We start from the raw sequence: 18,556 nt of genomic DNA, 5'->3' as shown, positions 1-18,556 counted from the left end.
GGCGGCTCCCAGGTTTGGGGGCCGCCCTTTTCTCTATTGTCGGGTTATGGGGTCTTCTTCGAGAATCTCGCGGCACGCCATGGCGAGTGCCGGTCTTTCGCTGCTGAGCGACCGGCAGCTCACCGAACGGCTGGAATCCGCCGAGGTGCTGTCCGAAGGAATCGGCGGCACCGGCGCCCGGCTGGATGTCGATGGAGTCCCAGTCTTCGCGAAGCGGGTGCCGCTCACCGCACTGGAGCGGCAGCATCCGCATTCGACGGCGAATCTCTATGGCCTGCCTGCCTTTTGCCATTACGGCCTAGGTTCGCCGGAGGGCTCGGCGTGGCGGGAACTGGCGCTGCACACCATGGCGAACGGCTGGGTCCTCAGTGGCGCGTGCGAGAACTTCCCACTGCTGCACCATTGGCGGATCCTGCCGGTCCCCTCGGGCCGGGTGCCAGACCGTCCGTTGGAAGAAGATGTCGAGTACTGGGGCGGTTCCTTAGCGGTCCGCAGGCGGCTCACGGAATTGCGGGATGCTTCGTCGAGTGTTGTTTTGTTCTGCGAGTATTTCCCGACCGATGTGCATCGGTGGCTGCCTGGCCATCTGGATCAGATCGAGCGCCTTGCCGAACAGGTCGCCGAGACGCTCTCGTTCCTTCGTGCACAGGGAGTTCTGCACTTCGACAACCACTTCGAGAACTTCCTGACCGACGGCGACCGGTTCGTCCTGACCGATTTCGGCTTGTCCTTCGCGCGCCGGTTCGATCTGACCGCGGAGGAGATGGCGTTCGCGGAGCTGAATGCGGGGCATGACCGGGCTTACGGGTCGATGTATCTGGTGAACTGGCTGGTGACCGAGGTGTGCGGGACGTGGGACCGAGAGAGCCGCCTGACCGCGGTCCGCCGCGCGGCTGCCGGGGAGCTTTCGTTGCCCTCGCCGGTTGCTGAAGTGGTGGCTCGCCATGCCGCGGTGGCGGTGGAGATGAACGCCTTTTACGGGCGGTTGCTGGAGGACCGGGAGACGCCTTTTCCGGCGGAGGTTTTCGCGGGTAGGCGCGACTAAATATCGAACGCGATCTCGCGGCGACGAATCATCGATGCGCGCGAAGAATTCGTTCGAGGTGTAGATCTCGTAATCGAGGATCCGGCGACGGCGGCTGCGTGGATGTGCCGATCGAAGGGATCGGTCAGAGCAACAGCGTCCTGCCCAGACGGGTAGTCGTCGATCCGGCCGTCCATCGTTCCGGCGATCGCGTCCCGGACTTTGGTGATCTCGGTTCCGCTGAGGCCGGAATTTCGCCTGCGGATGCTCTGGATGGTCTCTGCGAGAATGTCCTCGGTGTAGAAAACGTGGAACATGCTTGCGTTTCCCGTGTCCTTGAGCAGAAGCAGCCAGTCTCGGAGCGTTCTGGCGTGCAGGACATTGGCATCGGGAAGCACGCGAGTGGGCATCGCACCACGATACGAGGGCGAAATTTTCGCGGGGCGGCCCCTCCTGTTCGATTCTGACTATTCGATGCCGAGTTGGTCTTCGATCGCGAGCAGGTCGTTCAACGCGTCTCGTTGTTTGCGCAGTCGTTCCCGGCGGAAGGCGAGAACGTCGTCGCGGCGAAGTTTGGTGTGGCTGCCGGTTCGGGTGCTTGGCAGGTCGCCGGCGCGGACGTGTTTCATCAGCGTGGTCCTGGAGATTCCGAGCAATTCCGCGGCCACGGTGGTGGTGATGACCTCCGGCATCGCGCCGACGGTCACGGTTCCGCCCTCGGCCACGATGGAGATGATCTGGCGCAGCAGTTCGCGGATCTCGCCACCCAGTTCGACGCCGTCGAGCGTGACCTGGCTGCCCGCGTCGGCGATCAGTTCCGCGGCGGCGTGTGCCTCCTGCTGGGCGCGCGGGGTCGCGAACAATGACTCTCGCGCGGTGGTGGTCGGTGTCATGATCTCTCCGCTTCACGGCTGTTGACGTACCCAAGTGTGCCTCAGCTTCACTTATTTTGGCAACTTGGTTTCAGTTATATCTGTCACCAGGGCTCATGAGACGATGCGATGGGGTTTTGGGAGGGGAACTGCGTGGACGTCCTGTCGATCGACTTCGGTACTTCCGGCACGGTCGGCGTCTTGGCGGCCTTCGGGCGCGGGCCGCGGGCTATTGAGGTTGACGGGTCGGTCACCATGTCTTCCGCGGTGTATGCGGAGGAGGACGGGCGGCTCGTCGTCGGGCAGGACGCGGAGCGGCGGGCTCGGCTGGATCCCAGCCGGTTCGAGCCCAATCCCAAGCGGCGGATCGACGACGGTGAGCTGCTGCTCGGCGATCGGCCGGTGCCGGTTGTCGACGCGTTCGCTGCCGTGTTGCGGCGGATGGGCGAGGAGGCCGAGCGGCAGCTCTCCGGGGTTCCGGACGAGGTGCGGTTGTCGCATCCGGCCGGCTGGGGTGCGCAGCGGCAGCAGACGCTCCGGGCCGCGGCGGGGAAAGCCGGGTTCGTTCAGGCGCGGTTGGTGCCGGAGCCGGTCGCGGCGGCGGCGCATTACGCGACTCTCCGCGAAACGGGTGCGCCTAGCGGGCCGATCGCGGTGTACGACCTCGGCGCGGGCACGTTCGACTGTGCTGTCGTCGGCGCGGGTACCGCGGTTCTTGCGGAGGACGGGTTGCCGGATCTCGGCAGTCTCGACATCGACCAAGCCTTGCTGGTCCACATTGGACGGTCCGTGTCGCATGCGGATCCGGCGCAGTGGCAACGGCTTCTTCGTCCGCAGACGACCAGTGACCGGCGGTTGCGGCGGGTGTTGCTTCAAGACGTCCGCGACGCCAAGGAAAGTCTTTCCCGGCACGCGCACACTGAGGTGCCGATGCCGGATCCGTTCGGCGACGTTCTCGTCACCCGCGCCGAATTGGAAGCGTTGGTTCGGCCGAATCTGTTGCGCAGTGCGGAAATGCTCGCGGCGACGATCGCCCGGGCCGGGCTTACGCCGGATCGGCTCGGGGGCGTGTATCTGGTCGGTGGGCCCAGCCGGATGCCGTTGCTGGCTTCGCTGGTCGGGTCGACGCTGGGCGTGGTGCCGACTACCGAGGACCAGCCGGAGACGGCGGTCGCGTTCGGCTTGCATCACGTGGACGTGCGTCCGGCAGCGCCCATGCCCGCGCCTGCACCGGCATCTTGGCCGCCCGTGCAGCAACAGCCCATGCAGCAGCAGCCTGTCCCGCGACAGCCTGCCCAGCAGCTGAACCAGCGGCCCCCAGCCCCCATGCCGCCCCCGCCGGGATGGCAGCAGCCGCACCAGAAGAAGTCCCGCAAACCGCTGATCATCGGCGCGATCGCCCTGACTGTGCTCGTCGTCGCCGGGATCGTGACCGCTGTCCTCGCCACCCGCGGCGACGACAAGCCCGCGGCCAACCAGCCAGTCGTCCCGCCGAACACCACCACCTGCGCTGGTTCACAACCAGCGCTCCCCGGCGAAAACGGCCTCACGAAGTGCATCCGCCGCCTGGCCGGTCCGACCATCCAAACCCGCGCCACCTGCTCCGACGACCCGGAACTGGCGAAAGCCCTAGGCGCGGTTCGCAGCGCGCTATGCCGCTTCCCGGACAAGACCACCGTCGCGTTCCACGAAGGGCTCACCCTCGCCCAGGTCGAGCCGAGCGCGCGCAAGGACATGGCAGGCCGCATCGAGACCGACACCTGGCGCACTCGCACCGGGCTGAGCGGCCGTTACGTCGCGGGAGTCGGGCCGAAGCTCGGGCTGCTGATCTACCAGGCCGACGGCATTCCGGTCGTCGGCACGGTGATGGACACCAGCCCGTCGCACACCAGCCGCCGGCCACAGGACCTGGTGCAGTTCTTCGAGAAGACCGTCCAGCCTGGCGAATAGAACTCAGTGCAGGGTGCCTGCCGAGGTGGCCACGTCCTCGTGCACGGTCAGCGCGGTGTCCGCCACGATCTCGAGCGCTCGCGCGATCGAGTCCAGCGGCATCCGCGCTTCCTCCGGCACGTGCACGAAACCGCCGCGCAGTCCGGGAAACTCCGTCGCGATCAGGTGCATCAGGCCGTAGAAGACTTGATTGCACACGTACGTCCCGGCGGTGTACGACACGGCCGCGGGCAGACCCGCCGACTCGATCGCCGCGACCGCCGCTTTCACCGGCAGCGTGGTGAAGTACGCGGACGGCCCGCCCTCGACCACCGGCACGTCGACCGGTTGCGCGCCCGCGTTGTCCGGGATCCGGGCGTCGATCAGGTTGATCGCCACTCGCTCCGGCGTGACGTGCTGGCGGCCGCTGGCCAGCCCGGCGCACACGACCAGGTTCGGCCGGTGCGCCAGGATCGCGGCCCGCAGCGCCGGCAGCGACGCGTCGAACTCGCACGGCAGCTCTACCGCCACCGTGTCCGTCCGCCGCGTCGCTGCCAGCGAAGCCGCCTGCCAAGAAGGGTTCGTCGCCGCGCATGCGAACGGCGCGAACCCGGTCAGCAGAACCGTCACTTGGCGGCCGGCTTCAGGTCGCCCGGGTAGAGGTACTCGTCGGACGGCTTGCCGTTGCCGTAAATCCACGCGTCGAAGAAGCCCTGCAGGTCCATGCCGGACACCTTTTCACAGTACTTCTGGAAGTCCTGCATGCTCGCGTTTCCGTCGTGGTGCAGGCGGTTCCAGGTCTTCAGCACCTGGTCGAACGCGTCCTGTCCCATGTACTTGCTGAGCGCGTGCAGCATGACCGGGCCCTTGGAGTACACGTAGGTGAACTCGTGGCCGGGACCCATGTCGTACAGCTTGCCCGCCCAGAACGAATCGCTGGCCGACGCGACCTGGTCGAGGTACCTGGCGTCGAGGTCGGTGCCGTTCTTCTGCGCCCACAGCCAGGTCGCATACGACGCGAAGCATTCGTTGAGGCAGACGTCCTTCCAGTGGTCGACGGCGACCGTGTCGCCCCACCACTGGTGCGCGTTCTCGTGCACGATCGTGCCGATATTGCCCGCGCGGCCGGAGTAGATCGGCCTGCTCATCGTCTCGAGGGAGAACCCGATCGGCTCGGTCAGGTAGATGCCGCCCGCGGCGTCCACCGGGTACTTGCCGAACTTCGATTCGAGGAAGTCGAGAACCTCGGGCAGCTGCGCGTCGGCCTGCTTCGTGGCGTCGGTGGTGCCCGGCGCGTACGCGCTGACGATCGGGGTGCCGTCCGCGCGCTTGCGCTGGTTGAAGGTCCACTTGTCGATCGCGACCGTCGTCATGTACGGCGCGGTCGGGGTGTCCTCCGCCCAGACGTGCGTGGTGCCCGCGCGCGTCCGGTACTTGCCGACCTCGCGGCCGTTGGCGATCACGCCCCACTCGTTCGGGACGGTGATCGACAGCCGGAACTTCGCCTTGTCGCGCGGGGTGTCGTTGACCGGGTACCAGGTGGTGGCCGACTTCGGCTCGCCGGCCGCGAACGCGCCGCCGGACTTGGTGAACTGCCAGCCGTTCTTGCCGAGGTTCGGGTCGTCGATCGCGACCGGGACGCCGTGGTAGGCGACCTCCGTGGTGAACGGAAGGCCCTTCCACAGCGGCAGCCTCGGCGTGATCACCAGTTCGTGGTCGCCGGTGCGGGTGAACTTCGCGGGAATGCCGTTGACCCGGACCGCGTCGACGGTGAGGCCCCGCAGGTCGAGGTCGAACGAGCTGAGCGACTGGGTCGCCTTCGCGTGGACCGTCTGGACGCCGGCGAGCTGGTGGGTGTCGGGAGCGTAGTTGACCCTGAGGTCGTAGTCGGAGACCTCGTACCCGCCGTTGCCGTCTTGCGGGTAGTAGCTGTCTCCGGCGCCGTCCGAACCGGGCGTGGGCTTGTCCCAGCCGGCCGGTCCGGCCGACGCGATCCCAGTGCCGAGCGTCAATGCGGTGAGGGTGGCTGCGACGGTCACTGCCGGGCGATGCCAGCGGTGCAGTGCTCTCATGGGCGCTCCTGTGTCTGCGGGTGAATCCTCCGCAACGTAGCGCCGGGAAGCCGGGCAGTAACCGCTTTGGCCGCAGTTTGTCCCGAAAGTCCACACTTACGTCGGGCCCCGACACGGCGAGGGCGTTGTCTGGAAAGGTGGACCTCATGCGCGTCGCGCTGCTGGGCCCGCTGCGAGCGGAGGGGGAGGACGGCACGCCGATCGACATCGGCGGAGCCCGCCTTCGCATGCTCCTTTCCCGGCTCGCGCTCGACGCCGGCCGCGCGGTTCCCGCCGAGGCGCTGATCGACGGTCTGTGGGGCGCGGAACCGCCTGCGGACGCGGCCAATGCGCTCCAGTCGCTGGTCTCGCGGCTGCGTCGCGTGCTGCGGCCCGCGGGGGCCGAGCTGGAGTCCGTCAACGGCGGTTACCGGCTCGCGGTGCCGCCGGAAGCGGTGGATCTTCACCGGTTCGAGCAGTTGTCCGCCGAGGGGCGCCGGGAGCTTGCCGCTGGCCGGGACGGCACCGCCGCCGAATCGCTCGCCGCCGCGCTCGCGTTGTGGCGCGGACCGGCGCTCGCGGACGTGCTGGACGCGCCGTTCGCCGCCGCGCCCGCGACGCTGCTGGAGGAGCGGCGCACGGAGACCGCCGAGGACTGGTTCGAAGCCGAGCTGCGGCTGGGACGGCACGCGGACGTGCTCGCGGAACTCACCGCCGCCGCGCAAGCGCATCCGCTGCGGGAACGGTTGGCCGGCCTGCGAATCCGTGCGCTTTCCGCGGCCGGACGGCAGGCCGACGCGCTCGCCGCGTATTCCGCGATCCGGACGACGCTGGCCGACGAACTGGGCGTCGACCCGTCGGCGGAACTGCAGGAAGTGCATCTGCGTGCGCTGCGCGGCGAGTACACGCCGGTCGCCGCGGTGGTCGACCGGTTGCCGCAGCGGCTGACCAGCTTCATCGGCCGCACCGACGAGCTGAAGCTGCTGGCCGAGCTGCTCGAAGGATCCCGGCTGGTCACGCTTGTCGGCCCAGGCGGCGCAGGCAAGACCCGGCTCGCGACGGAGGCGGCTTCGCGGCATCCGGCGCACTCGCGCGGGTTGGTGTGGTTCGTGCCGCTGGCCGGTGTGCGGGACGCGGAAGACGTGCTGACTGCGCTGCTCAACGCGTTGGAGGTCCGCGACATCCGGACGACGGAGACCGACGCGCGACGCCGGCAGGTCGATCCGTTCGAGCACGCGGTGGAGACTCTCGGCGGCGCGGAAGCGTTGCTGGTGCTGGACAACTGCGAACACCTCGTGGACACCGCCGCGGAGCTGGCCGAGAATTTGCTGCGCCGGCTGCCGGCGTTGCGGGTGCTCGCGACGAGCCGCGAGCCGCTGGCGATCACCGGGGAAGCGTTGTGCCCGCTCGGTCCGCTGCCGGTGCCGGACGAGGCCGCGCCGCCCTCGGACGTCGGCACGCTCGATTCCGTCCGGCTGTTCCTAGACCGCGCGATGGCGGTACGGCCGGGGTTCCGGCTCGACGAGTCCACAGCGGACGCGGTACGGCAGATCTGCTGCCGGCTCGACGGAATGCCGCTGGCGCTCGAACTTGCCGCCGCGCGGTTGCGGTCGATGACCGCCGAACAGATCGCCGAACGGCTCGACGACCGGTTCCGCTTGCTCACCTCCGGCAGCCGCACGGCGTTGCCGCGCCAGCGCACGCTGCGCGCGGTGGTGGAGTGGAGCTGGGACCTGCTGAGCGACGCGGAGGTCCGGCTCGCGCGCAGGCTCGCGGTGTTCGCGGCGAGTTTTTCCGAGGAGGCGGTGGAAAACGTCTGCGCGGACGAGGAACTGCCCGCGGAAGACATCGTGTACGTGCTGGGTTCGCTGGTGGAGAAGTCCATTGTGGACGTGGTGGGCATGCGCTACCGCCTGTTGGAAACCCTGCGCGCCTACGCGACCGAGCGGCTCGCCGAATCCGGCGAACGGGAGCGGATGCGGGAGGCGATGGTCGCCTACTACGCGGAATTGGCCGACCGCAACGAACCGTTGCTGCGCGGACGGGACCAGCTCCAGGCGATCGACGTGTACGAGCACGAAAGCGATAACTTCAACGCCGCGCTGCGAGCGGCGATCGAGTCCGATTCCGCGGCAGCGGCGGCCCGGCTGCTGTTCGGATTGTTCTGGTATCTCAACATCGTCGGCCAGAACGAGCGGGGCGCGCTGTTCGTGGACGAGGTGCTCGAACTGAGCGGCGAGCTGCCGCCGGACGTGGCGGCGAGCCTGCGGTTGATCCAGGTGCTGATGCGGGTCATGGCCGGGCCGCAAGAGAAGGTGGACGTCCCCGACCTGATCGAGGAATGCGTGCGGACCGGCGCCGCGGACCGGAATCCGTGGCTGTGGGTGGGGTTGCCGATCGTGGCGTACCTCAACGGCGAGCGGGACCTGGCGCTGCGCGAGATCCGCCGGGCCGTCGCGCGGGACGACGTCTGGAGCCGCGCCGCCGGGCACTGGGCGGAGAGCTTCGTCCTCGGCGACACCGGCGATCTCGGGAGCGCGGACCGGGCGCGAGAGCTTGCCCACCAGGGCTTCGCCGAGGTCGGCGACCGCTGGGGACTCGGGATGACGCACGGGTTCCGGGCCGCGGCGCGGTCGCAGGCAGGCGACCACGAGGGCGCGATCGCCGGGTACACCGAGGGATTGCGGCTGGTGATGGAGCTGCGGTCAAGGGACGACATCGTGCAGCAGTGGTGGCGGCTGGCGGTGGAGCGTTCGCGCTCGGGAGATCAGGAAGGCGCGTGGCGGGACATGGAAGCCGCCGAACGCTACGCGGCTGCCGGCGTCAACAACGGCTTGCGCCTGATCGTGTTGCTCGGCCGTGCCGAGTTGCTGATCCGTGAGCGCAATGTCGCCGAGGCGCGCGAGGTGTTCCGGGAAATGAAGGCGGCGCGCGCGGATTGGCCGACTCCGGAGGGTTTCGAGGCGGAATGGCTCGGCACCATCGAGGCCGGTTTGCTGCTCGCCGAAGGCCGCCCGGACGAAGCGGAGCCAGCGGTGTTCGGCGTGGTCGAGCAGGCGGCGAGGCGCTTCGACATGCCGGACCTGGCTGCCATGGTCGAACTGCTGGCGCGGATCCGGTACCAGCAGGGGCGGCTGGAGTCGTCGGCCCGGCTGCTGGCGCTGAGCGCGGTAGTGCGCGGCCGGTTCGACCTGGGAAGTCCGGAGGTCCGGGAGCTGATCGAGAACCTGACCCGGGAGCTGGGCGAGGAGCGATACGAGGCGCTCGTGGCCGAGACCTCGCAGCTGGACCGGGCGGAGGCGATCGAGGCGGTCCGGGCGGAGCGCTCGCCTGTTATCGACGATAACTAAAACTTGCTTCCACTGATGTTTCCGGTGATACGCTCCGTTGGGTATCACCGGAAACGCAGAGGAGCTGTCATGCGCATCGTCGCCCTGGAAGAACACGTGATCCTGCCTGTCCTGCGCGACGCGTGGGCGAAGGCGGGCCTCCAACCGCACGGCTATCCCGACGACCATCCGGTCACGCGACGCCTGCACGACGTCGGCGAGGGACGTCTCGCCGACATGGACGACCAGGGCATCGACGTCGCAGTGCTGTCCCTGTCGACCCCCGGCGTGCAGAACCTTCCGGCCGCCGACGCCATGCCCGTCGCGCGCGAGGCCAACGACGCACTCGCCGAGATCGTCGCCGCCAATCCGACGCGATTCCAGGCCTTCGCCACGCTCCCGACGTCCTCGCCCGAAGCCGCCGCTGAGGAGTTGGAACGCGCGGTCAGCCTGGGTTTCCGCGGCGCGATGCTGTACGGCCGCACTGGCGACAAACTGGCCGATGCCCCGGAATTCGACGACCTCTACGGAACCGCCGCACGACTCCGCGTCCCGCTGCACTTCCATCCCCAAGCGCCGGTGCAGGCGGTACAAGAGGCGTACTACTCGGCACTGCCCAACGGCGTCGGCGCGGCATTGGCGACCGCCGGACTCGGCTGGTATTACGACCTGGGCGTGCAGTACCTGCGGATGATCTTCTCCGGCGTCTTCGACCGGCACCCCGAACTGCAGGTGATCGCCGGACACTGGGGCGAGGTGGTCTTGTTCTACCTGGACCACGTCGGCTTCCTGCGGGAAATGGCCGGGCTGCGCCAGCCGCTCGCCGACTACTTCCGCCAGAACTTCTGGATCGCGGGGAGCGGAACGGTCAGCGAACGCTACCTGCGCTGGGCGGCGGAGGTGGTGGGGACGGATCGGATGCTCTATTCGACCGACTATCCGTACACCTTCGGCACCCGGCCGGGCGGATTTCCTTACCTGGACACGAGCGGCGGTGTCGCGCGGTCGTTTTTGGAGAAGGCGCCGTTCAGCGAGGAAGAGAAGGCGGCCATTGGCTCCGGGAACTGGGAGCGGCTGACCGGCCATCTCGCGGGGGCTTCACTCGGGCGAGCCTAGGTGACCGAGCGTCCGCTTGATCACCTCCAGACCGGCCGACATCGTTTTGCTCATCGGCGCTGCCAGTTCGTCGGGCAGCACGTCGCGGATCCACACCAGCCGGCACCGCTGCTCGCCATCGGCCAAGACCTGCATGGAGGCGTTGTCGTGTTCGGGCTGGACGTCGCCGCCGACGACTGAGTAGACGATCCGGCGGGCGTCGTGGTCAACGCCGATCCGCCGTTCCCGGACGACCGTGCCGTCGGCGAAGGTGACGATCCGGCAGTCCTCCTCGGCCCGGCTGTCCAGCACGAACCCCGGCGCCATCCGCCGGGGACCCGCGGCGAAGTCGCCGATCACCTCCCACACGTCGTCGGCGCTGGACTCGATCACTGCTTCTTCGCGGATGGACGCCATGTCTCCTGCTCCCTTTTTCGTGCGGTGGCAATGGATGTGCCAGCCTGCCCGGTCCCAGCCGCTCGCGTCTTGAAGATTTTTGCGGAATTGTCAGACCCTCGCCGTAGCCTCCGGGCGTGCTCTCCTTCGTCGATCTCGCCACGCGCCCGGAGTTCGCCGTCGGCACGGCGGACTGCCGGGACGATCACCGCGGCTGGTCGGCCGAGCGGCCGCGCGAGGACGTGCGGCTCGTGCTCGTGCGCCGCGGCGGGTTCCGCCGCCGGGTCCGCGGGGTCTGCGCGGACCTCGACCACACCGTCGGATACCTCGGGATGCCCGGCGAGGAGGAGCACTTCGCCCATCCCGTCGGCGGTGACAAGTGCACCTCGATCACCCTGACGCCCGCGTTCTGGCGCACCCTGGCCGGCGACGCACCGCTGCTGGAGCGTTCAACGCTGTACGTGGACGGCACACTCGACCTTGCCCACCGCCGGCTGCTCGCCGCCACCCGCGCCGCCGATACCGAGTACGCAGCGACCGAAGGACTGCTCGGCCTGATAGCCGCGGTGGTCCGGCAGGTCGTGACCACGGCCGTCCCGGACAGCGACCGGACAGGCGACCGTGCGCTGGCAGCTCAAGCCCGCCGCGCGATCGGCGACGATCATCCCGCGGCGGACGGCCTGATCCCGCTGGCGGCCCTGCTGGGCGTCTCGCCTTACCGGCTCAGCCGGGCCTTCACCCGCGAACTGGGAGTGTCGCTGACCCGGTACCGCAATCGCGTGCGCGTGGCCCGCGCGCTGGACCGGCTGGAGGCGGGCGAACCCAGCTTGGCCGCCCTCGCCGCCGACCTCGGGTTCGCCGATCAGGCCCACCTGTGCCGAACGGTGCGCGCGCACCTCGGGCACACCCCGACCGCACTGCGCCGGCTGCTCGCCACAAAAAAGTGAGTGTCTGTGCCCGGCTGTGGAACCCGGACACAGACACTCACCCACAGCGTCCACACCCCCGTGCGGGACGCCCTCAGACCCGCTTGCGGTAGGCCCACGTCGCGAGCGGGAAGAACACCGCGACCGCACCGGCCATCCACGCCAGCGCGCCCAGCAGGGAGCCGCCGTACGCGGCGCCGCCGTTGAGCAGGCCGCGCATCACGTCGGACATCAGGCTCACCGGGCTGATGTCCGCCCATGCCTTGAGCCAGCCCGGCATCGTGGCCGTCGGGAGGAACACGTTGCTGCCGAAGGTCAGCGGCATGATGAAGACGAACATCACGCCCTGCGCCGCGCCGGGGGATTTCATCAGCATCCCGACGAACACCGAACCCCAGCAGAAGCACAGGCCGAACGCGATCGCCAGCAGGATCGCGAGGACGAACTCCCCGGGACCGGTCTGCACGCGGAAGCCCATCACGGTCGCCACGGTCAGCAGCACCGTCAGGCACACCACGTACCGCACGAGGTCCGCCAGCACCGCGCCCACCAATGGCGCCGAGCGGGCGATCGGCATGGAGCGGAAGCGGTCGAAGACGCCCTTGGTGATGTCGGTGTTGAGCTGGGTGCCGACCGTCAGCGAGGCCTGCAGCACGTTCATCACGATCAGGCCGGGCACGAACGACTGCAGGTAGTTCTCGATCGAACCGCCCAGCGCGTTGCCGAACAGGTAGGTGAACATCAGCAGGAAGATGATCGGCATCAGCGTGACGTCGGCCAGCTGTTCCGGGTTCTTGCGGATCTTCAGGATTCCCCGCCAGGCAAGCGAAAACGCGTGCTTCGCGCCCTGGACCGGGCTGATGTGCCGGGGCGGGGCCGCCACGGCGGTCGCGGTGGTCACGACCGGCTCCCTTCGAGTTCGCGTTCGGGCTTCGGCTCTTCGGCGGCGTGTCCGGTCAGGGCGAGGAACACCTCGTCGAGGCTGGGCAGCCGCAGAGCCAGTTCGTCGGAGGTGATGCCCGCCGAGTCGAGCCGGCGCACCAGCGTGGACAGCAGGACTGGGTCGGAGACCGGCGCGGTCAGCAGTCCGGTGGCGTCGTCGCGGACCGGGCGGGCTCCGGTGAGCTCGGCCAGGATGCGGTCGACCTCGTCGAGGTCGCTCAGCGACGTCGGCCGCACCTGCAGCGTCTGCCCGCCGACCCGCCGCTTCAGCTCGTCGGCGCGGCCGTCGGCGACCACGTGGCCGTGGTCGAACACGGTGATCCGGTCGGCCAGCTGGTCGGCCTCCTCCAGGTACTGCGTGGTGAGCAGCACCGTCGCGCCGTCGGCGACGAGGCTGCGGACGACCGCCCACACCTCGTTGCGTGCGTGCGGGTCGAGTCCGGTGGTCGGCTCGTCCAGATACAGCACGGCGGGGCGGCCGACGAGGCTCGCCGCCAGGTCGAGCCTGCGCCGCATACCGCCGGAGTACGTCCGGATCGGCCGCTTGGCCGCGTCGGTCAGCTCGAACCGCTCCAGCAGTTCGGCCGCCCGCGCCCGCGCGTCAGCCCGGGACAGGTTCAGCAGCTTCCCGATCAGCACCAGGTTCTCGGTGCCGCTCAGGTCCTCGTCCACCGACGCGTACTGCCCGGTGAGCCCGATCAGCCCGCGCACCCGGACCGGGTCGCGGACCACGTCGTAACCCCCGACCGTGGCCCGCCCCGCGTCGGGTCTCAGCAGGGTCGCCAGGATGCGGACCGCGGTTGTCTTGCCCGCGCCGTTCGGCCCGAGCACCCCGACCACCTTGCCGAACGGGACCTCGAGGTCCACCCCGTCCAGCGCCTTCGTCTCCCCGAAATGCTTGACCAGGCCCTCGGCCTGGATCGCGTGCGACATGACGCCTCCTCCTGTGTCGCTCAAGCACACAGTGGACGGAGGCGCTGGCAAGCCGCGCACACGGCGCTGACACGGACCTGTCAGCGCCTGCCCGGCATACTCTGGATCATGGTGATGGAGGCGCGGACGCGAACCCGGCTGGTCACGGGCCTGCTCGTGCTGGTCGGACTGCCGCTGTTCACAGTGGCTGTGCTGCGCACGATCGGCTGGGACGGCAGCAGCTGGTACCTGACCGCGCTGCTGGCGCTGACCCCGTACGTCGTCATCTACGGCGTGCTGCTCGCCGCGCTCGCGCTGGTGCTGCGGCGCTGGTGGGTCGGCGGCGTCGCGCTGGCGTTGTCCGCGCTGCTGGCGGTGTTCGTCGCGCCGCGGGTGATGTCTGATGACCAGCCCGTGGCGCAGGGGAAGACGGTGCGCGTGCTGGCGGCCAATCTCTATCTCGGCCAGGCCGATCCCGCGGCGCTCGTGCGGCTGGTCCGGGAGCAGCGGGTCGACGTGCTGAACCTGGTGGAGATGACGCCCGCCGCGATGTCCGGACTGGAGAAGGCCGGGCTCTTCCAGACGTTGCCGTACCGCGTGCTCCATCCGGCGTCCGGTGTGGACGGTTCGGGCATCGTGTCGCGATATCCGCTTGCCGAGCAGGATTACACCGGTGATTCGGTTCAGAATCAGCCCGGCGCGGCGGCGGATCTCGGCGGCGGAACGACGTTGGAGATCGTGGCGGCGCATCCGCGTTCGCCGGATTCCGGGTATTACCAGTGGGAACAGCAGATGCGGGACCTGTCGCGCGCCATCGGCGAGCACGGCCTGCGTGTCGTGGCAGGCGATTTCAACGCGACCCTCGACCACGCCGCGCTGCGGACGGTGCTGTCGCGCGGGTACGTCGACGCGGCGGAGGCGCGCGGCGACGGCCTGATCCCGACCTGGTCGACTTCGGCGGTTCCGCTCGTACCGCTGGATCACGTGCTGGTGGACCGCCGGGTCGCGATCCGGGATTACCAAGTGCTCGATGTGCCCGGAAGCGATCACCGGGCGGTTTACGCGGAGGTGCAGCTGCCATGACGACCTTGCGGCCGAGCAGCGGGGAAGCCGAATACCCGCGGCTGCTGGAGATCTGGCGCAGTGCCGTCGAGGCGACGCACCATTTCCTGGCGCCGTCGGACGTCGAGTACTACGCGACGCGTGTCCCGGTCTACTTCCCGGAAGTGGACCTGACCGTGGCGGAGGTCGACGGAATCGCGGCGGGTTTCTCCGGGATCGCCGAGGGAAAGCTGGAAATGCTGTTCGTGCACGACGATTTCCGCGGTCGCGGGGTCGGGTCGGCGTTGCTGCGGGCGGCGTTGGACCGTTTCCCTGGCCTCACGCTGGACGTGAACGAGCAGAACCCGCAGGCGGTCGGCTTCTATCTGCACCACGGGTTCGAGGTAGTCGGCAGGCAGGAGACCGATCCGGACGGCCGCCCGTTCCCGTTGCTGGAGCTCAAACGAGCTTGACCAGCGTCTCCAGCGCGCCGGCGGGGATCGAAATCCCGCGCCCGTGGCGGATCTGCGGTTCGCGCGGATTGATCCGGATCAGCGCACCCGTGGCCGCGCTGGCGAGTTCGGAATACCGGCGCACGGTCGGAACCGCTTGTCCGGCACCGATTTCGACCACCACCGCGTCACGGTGCGCGCGCCGCCACGCCGCCAGTTCGTCGAGCTGTTCCTGACTGCGGTCCGGAACCCAGTCGAAATCCCCGAACATCAGGATGTTGGGCCGGGCGAGGCTGCCGCAACGCGGACACGACGGCAACGGCGGCCGGGCGCGCATGGTCGCCTCGTCCAGATCGACCGCGACGTCCGCGGCCGACCAGATCTCCCGCGAACATCCGGCCAGGCACTGCAGATGGTGGATCGACCCGTGCGCCTCGGCGACGTGCGGGAAGCCAGCCGCCTGGAACTGTCCGTCCACATTGGACGTGAAGACCCGGACGCCGCCAGGCTTCGCGAGCCCGCGTTCGAGCAGCAGACCGAACCCGCGGTGCGGCACCGTCCTCCGGTACAGGTCGAGCCGGTGCCCGTAGAAACCCCAGGCCAGCTCCGGGTCCGAAGCGAAATGCTGCGGGTCGGCCAGCTCCTCGAACCGCAGCCCAAGCCCGGCGTACGGCGGATAAGCCCGCCAAAACCCTTCCCCGCCACGGAAATCGGGCAGACCAGAATCGACGCCCATCCCGGCGCCGGCGCACACGAGCAGCGCGCCGGCACCCGAGATCAGCTCAGCGGCGCGGGCGAGTTCGTCACTCACCCGGCTTCGATGCCTGCACGACCTCGAACTCCAGCAGGTTCGCACCGGTCGACACCGGGTTCTTGCGCTCGCCCGCGTGCGCCTCGCGCGCCGGACCGCCCGCCCAGGCCTGGTAGTGCTCCTCGGTCTCCCACTTCGTGTAGACGAAGTAGCGCGTCTCGCCCGCGACCGGGCGAAGCAGCTCGAAGCCGAGGAAGCCCTCCTGGTTGTCGACGGAGTGCAGCCGCGCGGCGAACCGCTTCTCCAACTCCGGGCCGGCGCCTTCGGGGACCTCGATTGCGTTGATCTTGACCACTGCCATGGCTCGAGTTTATGGCACCGACTTCGTCGGCGAGTGATCCCGCGTTGGGGTCAAGTAGCCACCAGCTGGTTCGGCCCTGGTCAGCATGCTGGTCACGGCCAAACAGCACGAGCTGGGCGCGGTGGACTACGCGACGGTCGCGGTCGGCCCGGACGAGGCGGCGGACGTCGTCCAGCTGGGGCTGGTCGGCACGGTCGCGACTCCCGCAGCAGTCTGACCAGGTCGTTGCTCGGCAGTCAGGGCCGCAACCCGCCCGGATAGAGATCGGCGTCCGACGGCAGTTTCGTCCCGTGGAACCAGTCGTTGAGGAACCCGCTCAAGTCCCGGCCGGCGACCTTCGACACGAGCTTCTCGAAGTCCGCCCACGTAGCGTTGCTGTTGCGGTGCTCGCCCACCCACTCGTGCAGCACCTTCTCGAATCCCGGCTCGCCCAGTTCCCGGCGCAGCGCGTGGACCGCCAGGATGCCCTTGTCGTACGCGCCTTCGAACAGGTGCTCCGGCCCCATGTCGACGAGCTTCTGGCCCCAGAAATCCGTGCTGCCCTTGGTGATCTCGACGGCCGCGCGGTAGCGGTCGTCCAGGTTCTGGCCCTCGCGTTCGCCCCACATCCACTGCGCGTACGACGCGAAGCACTCGTTCAGGCAGATGTCCGCCCACGAGTTGAGCGACACCGAGTCGCCGAACCACTGATGCGCGTTCTCGTGCACCAGGGTCAGGATTTCCGCCCATTTCGCATAAGTGGGACGGGTTTGCGTTTCCAGGGAGAAATGGATGTCCTCGTCGAGGTAGATCCCGCCGGCCGCGCTCTGCGGGTACTTGCCGAACTTGCTCTCCAGGAACGAGATCACCTCCGGCAGCCGGTCGCCGGTGGCCTCGCGGGCCTCGGCGCCAGGGGCGTAGCCGGAGACGATCGGCGTGCCGTCCGGGAGCGTGGACCGCTGGACGGTGAATTTGTCGATCGCGATCGTGGTCAGGTAGCTGGCTACCGGATTCGGATCGGCCCACGTCGTGGTGGTTTTGCCGTCCTTGGCGCTGGTGCCCTTTTCCCGGCCGTTGGACAGCACCGTCCAGCCGGTGGGCACGTGCGCGGTCAGCGTGAAGGTCGCCTTGTCGCGCGGGGTTTCATTGACCGGATACCAGAACGACGCCGAATGCGGCTCGCCGACCAGGTACGCGCCGCCGTCCTCGGAGCGGGCCCAGCCGTTCTCCGATCCGCCGTCGTGCGGGGTTTTCGCCGGAACACCCGAATAGCGCACGCGCGTCCGGAACGTCGAGCCCGACCGCAGCGGTTCGGCCGGAGTCACGACCAGTTTGTTCTTCTCCCGGCTGTACTTCGCCGGTTTCCCGTCGATCTCCACCGAGGCGACGTCCAGTCCGCGCAGGTCGAAGTCGAAGCGGCTGAGGTCTTGGGTGGCTTTCGCGGCGACCGTGGTGTCGCCGTCGAGGCGGCCGCTCGGCGGGTCGTAGCTGACGTCGACGTGGTAGTCCAGAGCGTCGTACCCGCCGTTGCCGTCGTCGGGGAAATACGGGTCTCCCGCGCTGTTCGCGCCGGGTGCGGGATGCATCGGCGGCGGCGGAGCGGCGGGTTCGGCAGGGCTGCACGCGGACAGCACAAGCACGCCGAAGAGGGCGAGGACGGCGGGCTGACGGCTGCGCATTCCTTCACCCTAGGGGCAGATTTGTGATGAGGTAGCCGGGAAAACCCGGGAGGATTAATGCGACCAGGCCTGATCGACTTCGGCGGCGACGAACGCCCTGGCGTGTCGATCTTGCTGTTGCACGGGCTGATGGGCCGCGCTCGCACGTGGTGGCCGGTCGCGCAATGGCTCAAGCGGTACGGCCGCGTGCGCGCTCTCGACGCCCGCGGGCACGGCCGCGCGCCGCACACCGGTCCGTGGACCACCGAGCAGTTCGCCGAGGACGTCGCGGACGTGCTGGCCGACGTTGGTCCGTCCGTGCTGATCGGGCATTCGATGGGCGGGCTGCACGCGTGGGCCGCCGCGGCGAAACACCCGGAGCTGGTGCGTGCGGTGGTCAGCGAGGATTTCGCGCCGGACCAGCGCGGACGCACCGTCGAGACCTGGCGGGGCTACTTCGAGAGCTGGCCGGTGCCGTTCGAATCGCTGGCCCACGTGCGCGAGTTCTTCGGTGCCGCGGGCGACTACTTCACCGAGTGCGTCGAGGAACGCGACGACGGCTATCACCTGATCGCCGACCTGGAGAACCTGTACGAGATCGCCGCCGAATGGGGCCGCCGGGACTATTGGTCCATTGTGGACGGTATCCGCTGTCCGCTGCTGCTGGTCGAGGGCGAGCACACCGCGATGCCGCTTGGCCAGCAAGCCGAGGTGGCGGCGCGAGTACCGGGCGCGAAGCACCTGGTCGTGCCCGGTTCGGCGCATTTGCCGCACGCCGAGGCACCGGAGACCTATCGCGGCGCGGTGGAGGCGTTCCTGTCCGGCCTGTGACGCCCCA

The 18,556-nt window shown here is 68.9% G+C and carries 19 protein-coding genes; 9 read left to right on the top strand and 10 right to left on the bottom strand.

Going from position 1 to position 18,556, the window contains the following annotated elements:
* The first annotated feature begins 46 nt into the window (after positions 1 to 46).
* The gene (locus tag EIZ44_RS10815; RefSeq protein ID WP_134728474.1) at positions 47 to 1,045 is read left to right on the top strand and encodes a protein kinase family protein; all 999 of its coding nucleotides are present in this window, start codon (positions 47 to 49) and stop codon (positions 1,043 to 1,045) included.
* Here EIZ44_RS10815 and EIZ44_RS10810 read toward each other — a convergent pair.
* Both EIZ44_RS10810 and EIZ44_RS10805 read right to left on the bottom strand, forming a co-directional pair.
* On the bottom strand, positions 1,042 to 1,434 hold the full coding sequence (locus tag EIZ44_RS10810) for a hypothetical protein (protein WP_134728473.1): 393 nt from the start codon (positions 1,432 to 1,434) through the stop codon (positions 1,042 to 1,044). The two genes, EIZ44_RS10815 and EIZ44_RS10810, sit on opposite strands and share 4 nt — an antisense overlap.
* Before the next feature lie 57 nt (positions 1,435 to 1,491).
* On the bottom strand, positions 1,492 to 1,917 hold the full coding sequence (locus tag EIZ44_RS10805; protein WP_134728472.1) for a helix-turn-helix domain-containing protein: 426 nt from the start codon (positions 1,915 to 1,917) through the stop codon (positions 1,492 to 1,494).
* A 132-nt stretch (positions 1,918 to 2,049) separates the two neighbouring features.
* On the opposite strand from EIZ44_RS10805, the gene EIZ44_RS10800 reads away from it, so the two are divergent.
* Positions 2,050 to 3,846, top strand: a complete 1,797-nt coding sequence (locus EIZ44_RS10800; protein ID WP_134728471.1) for an Hsp70 family protein — start codon at positions 2,050 to 2,052, stop codon at positions 3,844 to 3,846.
* Positions 3,847 to 3,849: 3 nt separating this feature from the next.
* Here the strand turns inward: EIZ44_RS10800 and pcp are convergent, their stop codons facing one another.
* Positions 3,850 to 4,455 carry a pyroglutamyl-peptidase I gene (gene pcp, locus EIZ44_RS10795; RefSeq protein ID WP_134728470.1) on the bottom strand — a complete coding sequence of 202 codons (606 nt, stop codon included), beginning with the start codon at positions 4,453 to 4,455 and terminating at the stop codon, positions 3,850 to 3,852.
* Entirely contained in the window at positions 4,452 to 5,897 is a 1,446-nt protein-coding gene (locus EIZ44_RS10790; RefSeq protein WP_134661984.1) for a M1 family metallopeptidase, read from the bottom strand. The genes pcp and EIZ44_RS10790 overlap by 4 nt, the downstream gene beginning before the upstream one ends.
* A 146-nt stretch (positions 5,898 to 6,043) precedes the next feature.
* Here EIZ44_RS10790 and EIZ44_RS10785 point away from each other — a divergent pair, with 146 nt between their 5' ends.
* The gene (locus EIZ44_RS10785; RefSeq protein ID WP_134728469.1) at positions 6,044 to 9,226 is read left to right on the top strand and encodes an AfsR/SARP family transcriptional regulator; all 3,183 of its coding nucleotides are present in this window, start codon (positions 6,044 to 6,046) and stop codon (positions 9,224 to 9,226) included.
* A gap of 69 nt (positions 9,227 to 9,295) precedes the next feature.
* Complete coding sequence (locus tag EIZ44_RS10780) at positions 9,296 to 10,321, top strand: amidohydrolase family protein (RefSeq protein ID WP_134728468.1); 1,026 nt, start codon at positions 9,296 to 9,298, stop codon at positions 10,319 to 10,321.
* Here EIZ44_RS10780 and EIZ44_RS10775 read toward each other — a convergent pair.
* A complete protein-coding gene (locus EIZ44_RS10775) occupies positions 10,304 to 10,717 on the bottom strand; it encodes an SRPBCC family protein (protein ID WP_134728467.1) in 414 nt (137 codons plus the stop codon). The two genes, EIZ44_RS10780 and EIZ44_RS10775, sit on opposite strands and share 18 nt — an antisense overlap.
* Before the next feature lie 116 nt (positions 10,718 to 10,833).
* On the opposite strand from EIZ44_RS10775, the gene EIZ44_RS10770 reads away from it, so the two are divergent.
* On the top strand, positions 10,834 to 11,643 hold the full coding sequence (locus EIZ44_RS10770) for a helix-turn-helix domain-containing protein (protein ID WP_134728466.1): 810 nt from the start codon (positions 10,834 to 10,836) through the stop codon (positions 11,641 to 11,643).
* 73 nt (positions 11,644 to 11,716) lie between these two features.
* Here the strand turns inward: EIZ44_RS10770 and EIZ44_RS10765 are convergent, their stop codons facing one another.
* Together EIZ44_RS10765 and EIZ44_RS10760 are read right to left on the bottom strand one after the other, a co-directional pair.
* Positions 11,717 to 12,523 (bottom strand): ABC transporter permease, encoded by an 807-nt coding sequence (locus tag EIZ44_RS10765; protein WP_134728465.1) that lies wholly within the window; start codon positions 12,521 to 12,523, stop codon positions 11,717 to 11,719.
* Positions 12,520 to 13,497 carry a daunorubicin resistance protein DrrA family ABC transporter ATP-binding protein gene (locus EIZ44_RS10760; protein WP_037809320.1) on the bottom strand — a complete coding sequence of 326 codons (978 nt, stop codon included), beginning with the start codon at positions 13,495 to 13,497 and terminating at the stop codon, positions 12,520 to 12,522. Before EIZ44_RS10760 ends, EIZ44_RS10765 begins: the two co-directional genes overlap by 4 nt.
* Positions 13,498 to 13,605: 108 nt before the next feature.
* Here EIZ44_RS10760 and EIZ44_RS10755 point away from each other — a divergent pair, with 108 nt between their 5' ends.
* Together EIZ44_RS10755 and EIZ44_RS10750 are read left to right on the top strand one after the other, a co-directional pair.
* Positions 13,606 to 14,559, top strand: coding sequence for an endonuclease/exonuclease/phosphatase family protein (locus EIZ44_RS10755; RefSeq protein ID WP_134728464.1), 954 nt, complete (start codon positions 13,606 to 13,608; stop codon positions 14,557 to 14,559).
* Entirely contained in the window at positions 14,556 to 14,990 is a 435-nt protein-coding gene (locus EIZ44_RS10750; RefSeq protein ID WP_134728463.1) for an acetyltransferase, read from the top strand. Before EIZ44_RS10755 ends, EIZ44_RS10750 begins: the two co-directional genes overlap by 4 nt.
* On the opposite strand, the gene EIZ44_RS10745 is transcribed toward EIZ44_RS10750, so the two are convergent.
* Entirely contained in the window at positions 14,977 to 15,780 is an 804-nt protein-coding gene (locus EIZ44_RS10745) for an SIR2 family NAD-dependent protein deacylase (RefSeq protein ID WP_134728462.1), read from the bottom strand. The genes EIZ44_RS10750 and EIZ44_RS10745 overlap by 14 nt on opposite strands.
* On the bottom strand, positions 15,773 to 16,081 hold the full coding sequence (locus EIZ44_RS10740) for an antibiotic biosynthesis monooxygenase family protein (RefSeq protein ID WP_037808215.1): 309 nt from the start codon (positions 16,079 to 16,081) through the stop codon (positions 15,773 to 15,775). Before EIZ44_RS10740 ends, EIZ44_RS10745 begins: the two co-directional genes overlap by 8 nt.
* 85 nt (positions 16,082 to 16,166) lie before the next feature.
* Here EIZ44_RS10740 and EIZ44_RS45880 point away from each other — a divergent pair, with 85 nt between their 5' ends.
* Positions 16,167 to 16,298: a hypothetical protein gene (locus EIZ44_RS45880; RefSeq protein WP_276323725.1), complete on the top strand. Its 132-nt coding sequence runs from the start codon at positions 16,167 to 16,169 to the stop codon at positions 16,296 to 16,298.
* Positions 16,299 to 16,317: 19 nt separating this feature from the next.
* Here the strand turns inward: EIZ44_RS45880 and EIZ44_RS10735 are convergent, their stop codons facing one another.
* A complete protein-coding gene (locus EIZ44_RS10735; protein ID WP_134728461.1) occupies positions 16,318 to 17,739 on the bottom strand; it encodes a M1 family metallopeptidase in 1,422 nt (473 codons plus the stop codon).
* A 57-nt stretch (positions 17,740 to 17,796) separates the two neighbouring features.
* Here EIZ44_RS10735 and EIZ44_RS10730 point away from each other — a divergent pair, with 57 nt between their 5' ends.
* Entirely contained in the window at positions 17,797 to 18,549 is a 753-nt protein-coding gene (locus tag EIZ44_RS10730) for an alpha/beta fold hydrolase (RefSeq protein WP_199817286.1), read from the top strand.
* Positions 18,550 to 18,556 lie beyond the last annotated feature (7 nt).

Origin of the sequence: Amycolatopsis nivea (assembly GCF_004522235.1) — a bacterium.
In the GTDB taxonomy this organism is placed as follows: Bacteria; Actinomycetota; Actinomycetes; order Mycobacteriales; family Pseudonocardiaceae; genus Amycolatopsis; species Amycolatopsis nivea.
The sequence above is the reverse complement of the archived record's forward strand: the minus strand, read 5'-3'. Positions and strand labels throughout refer to the sequence as shown.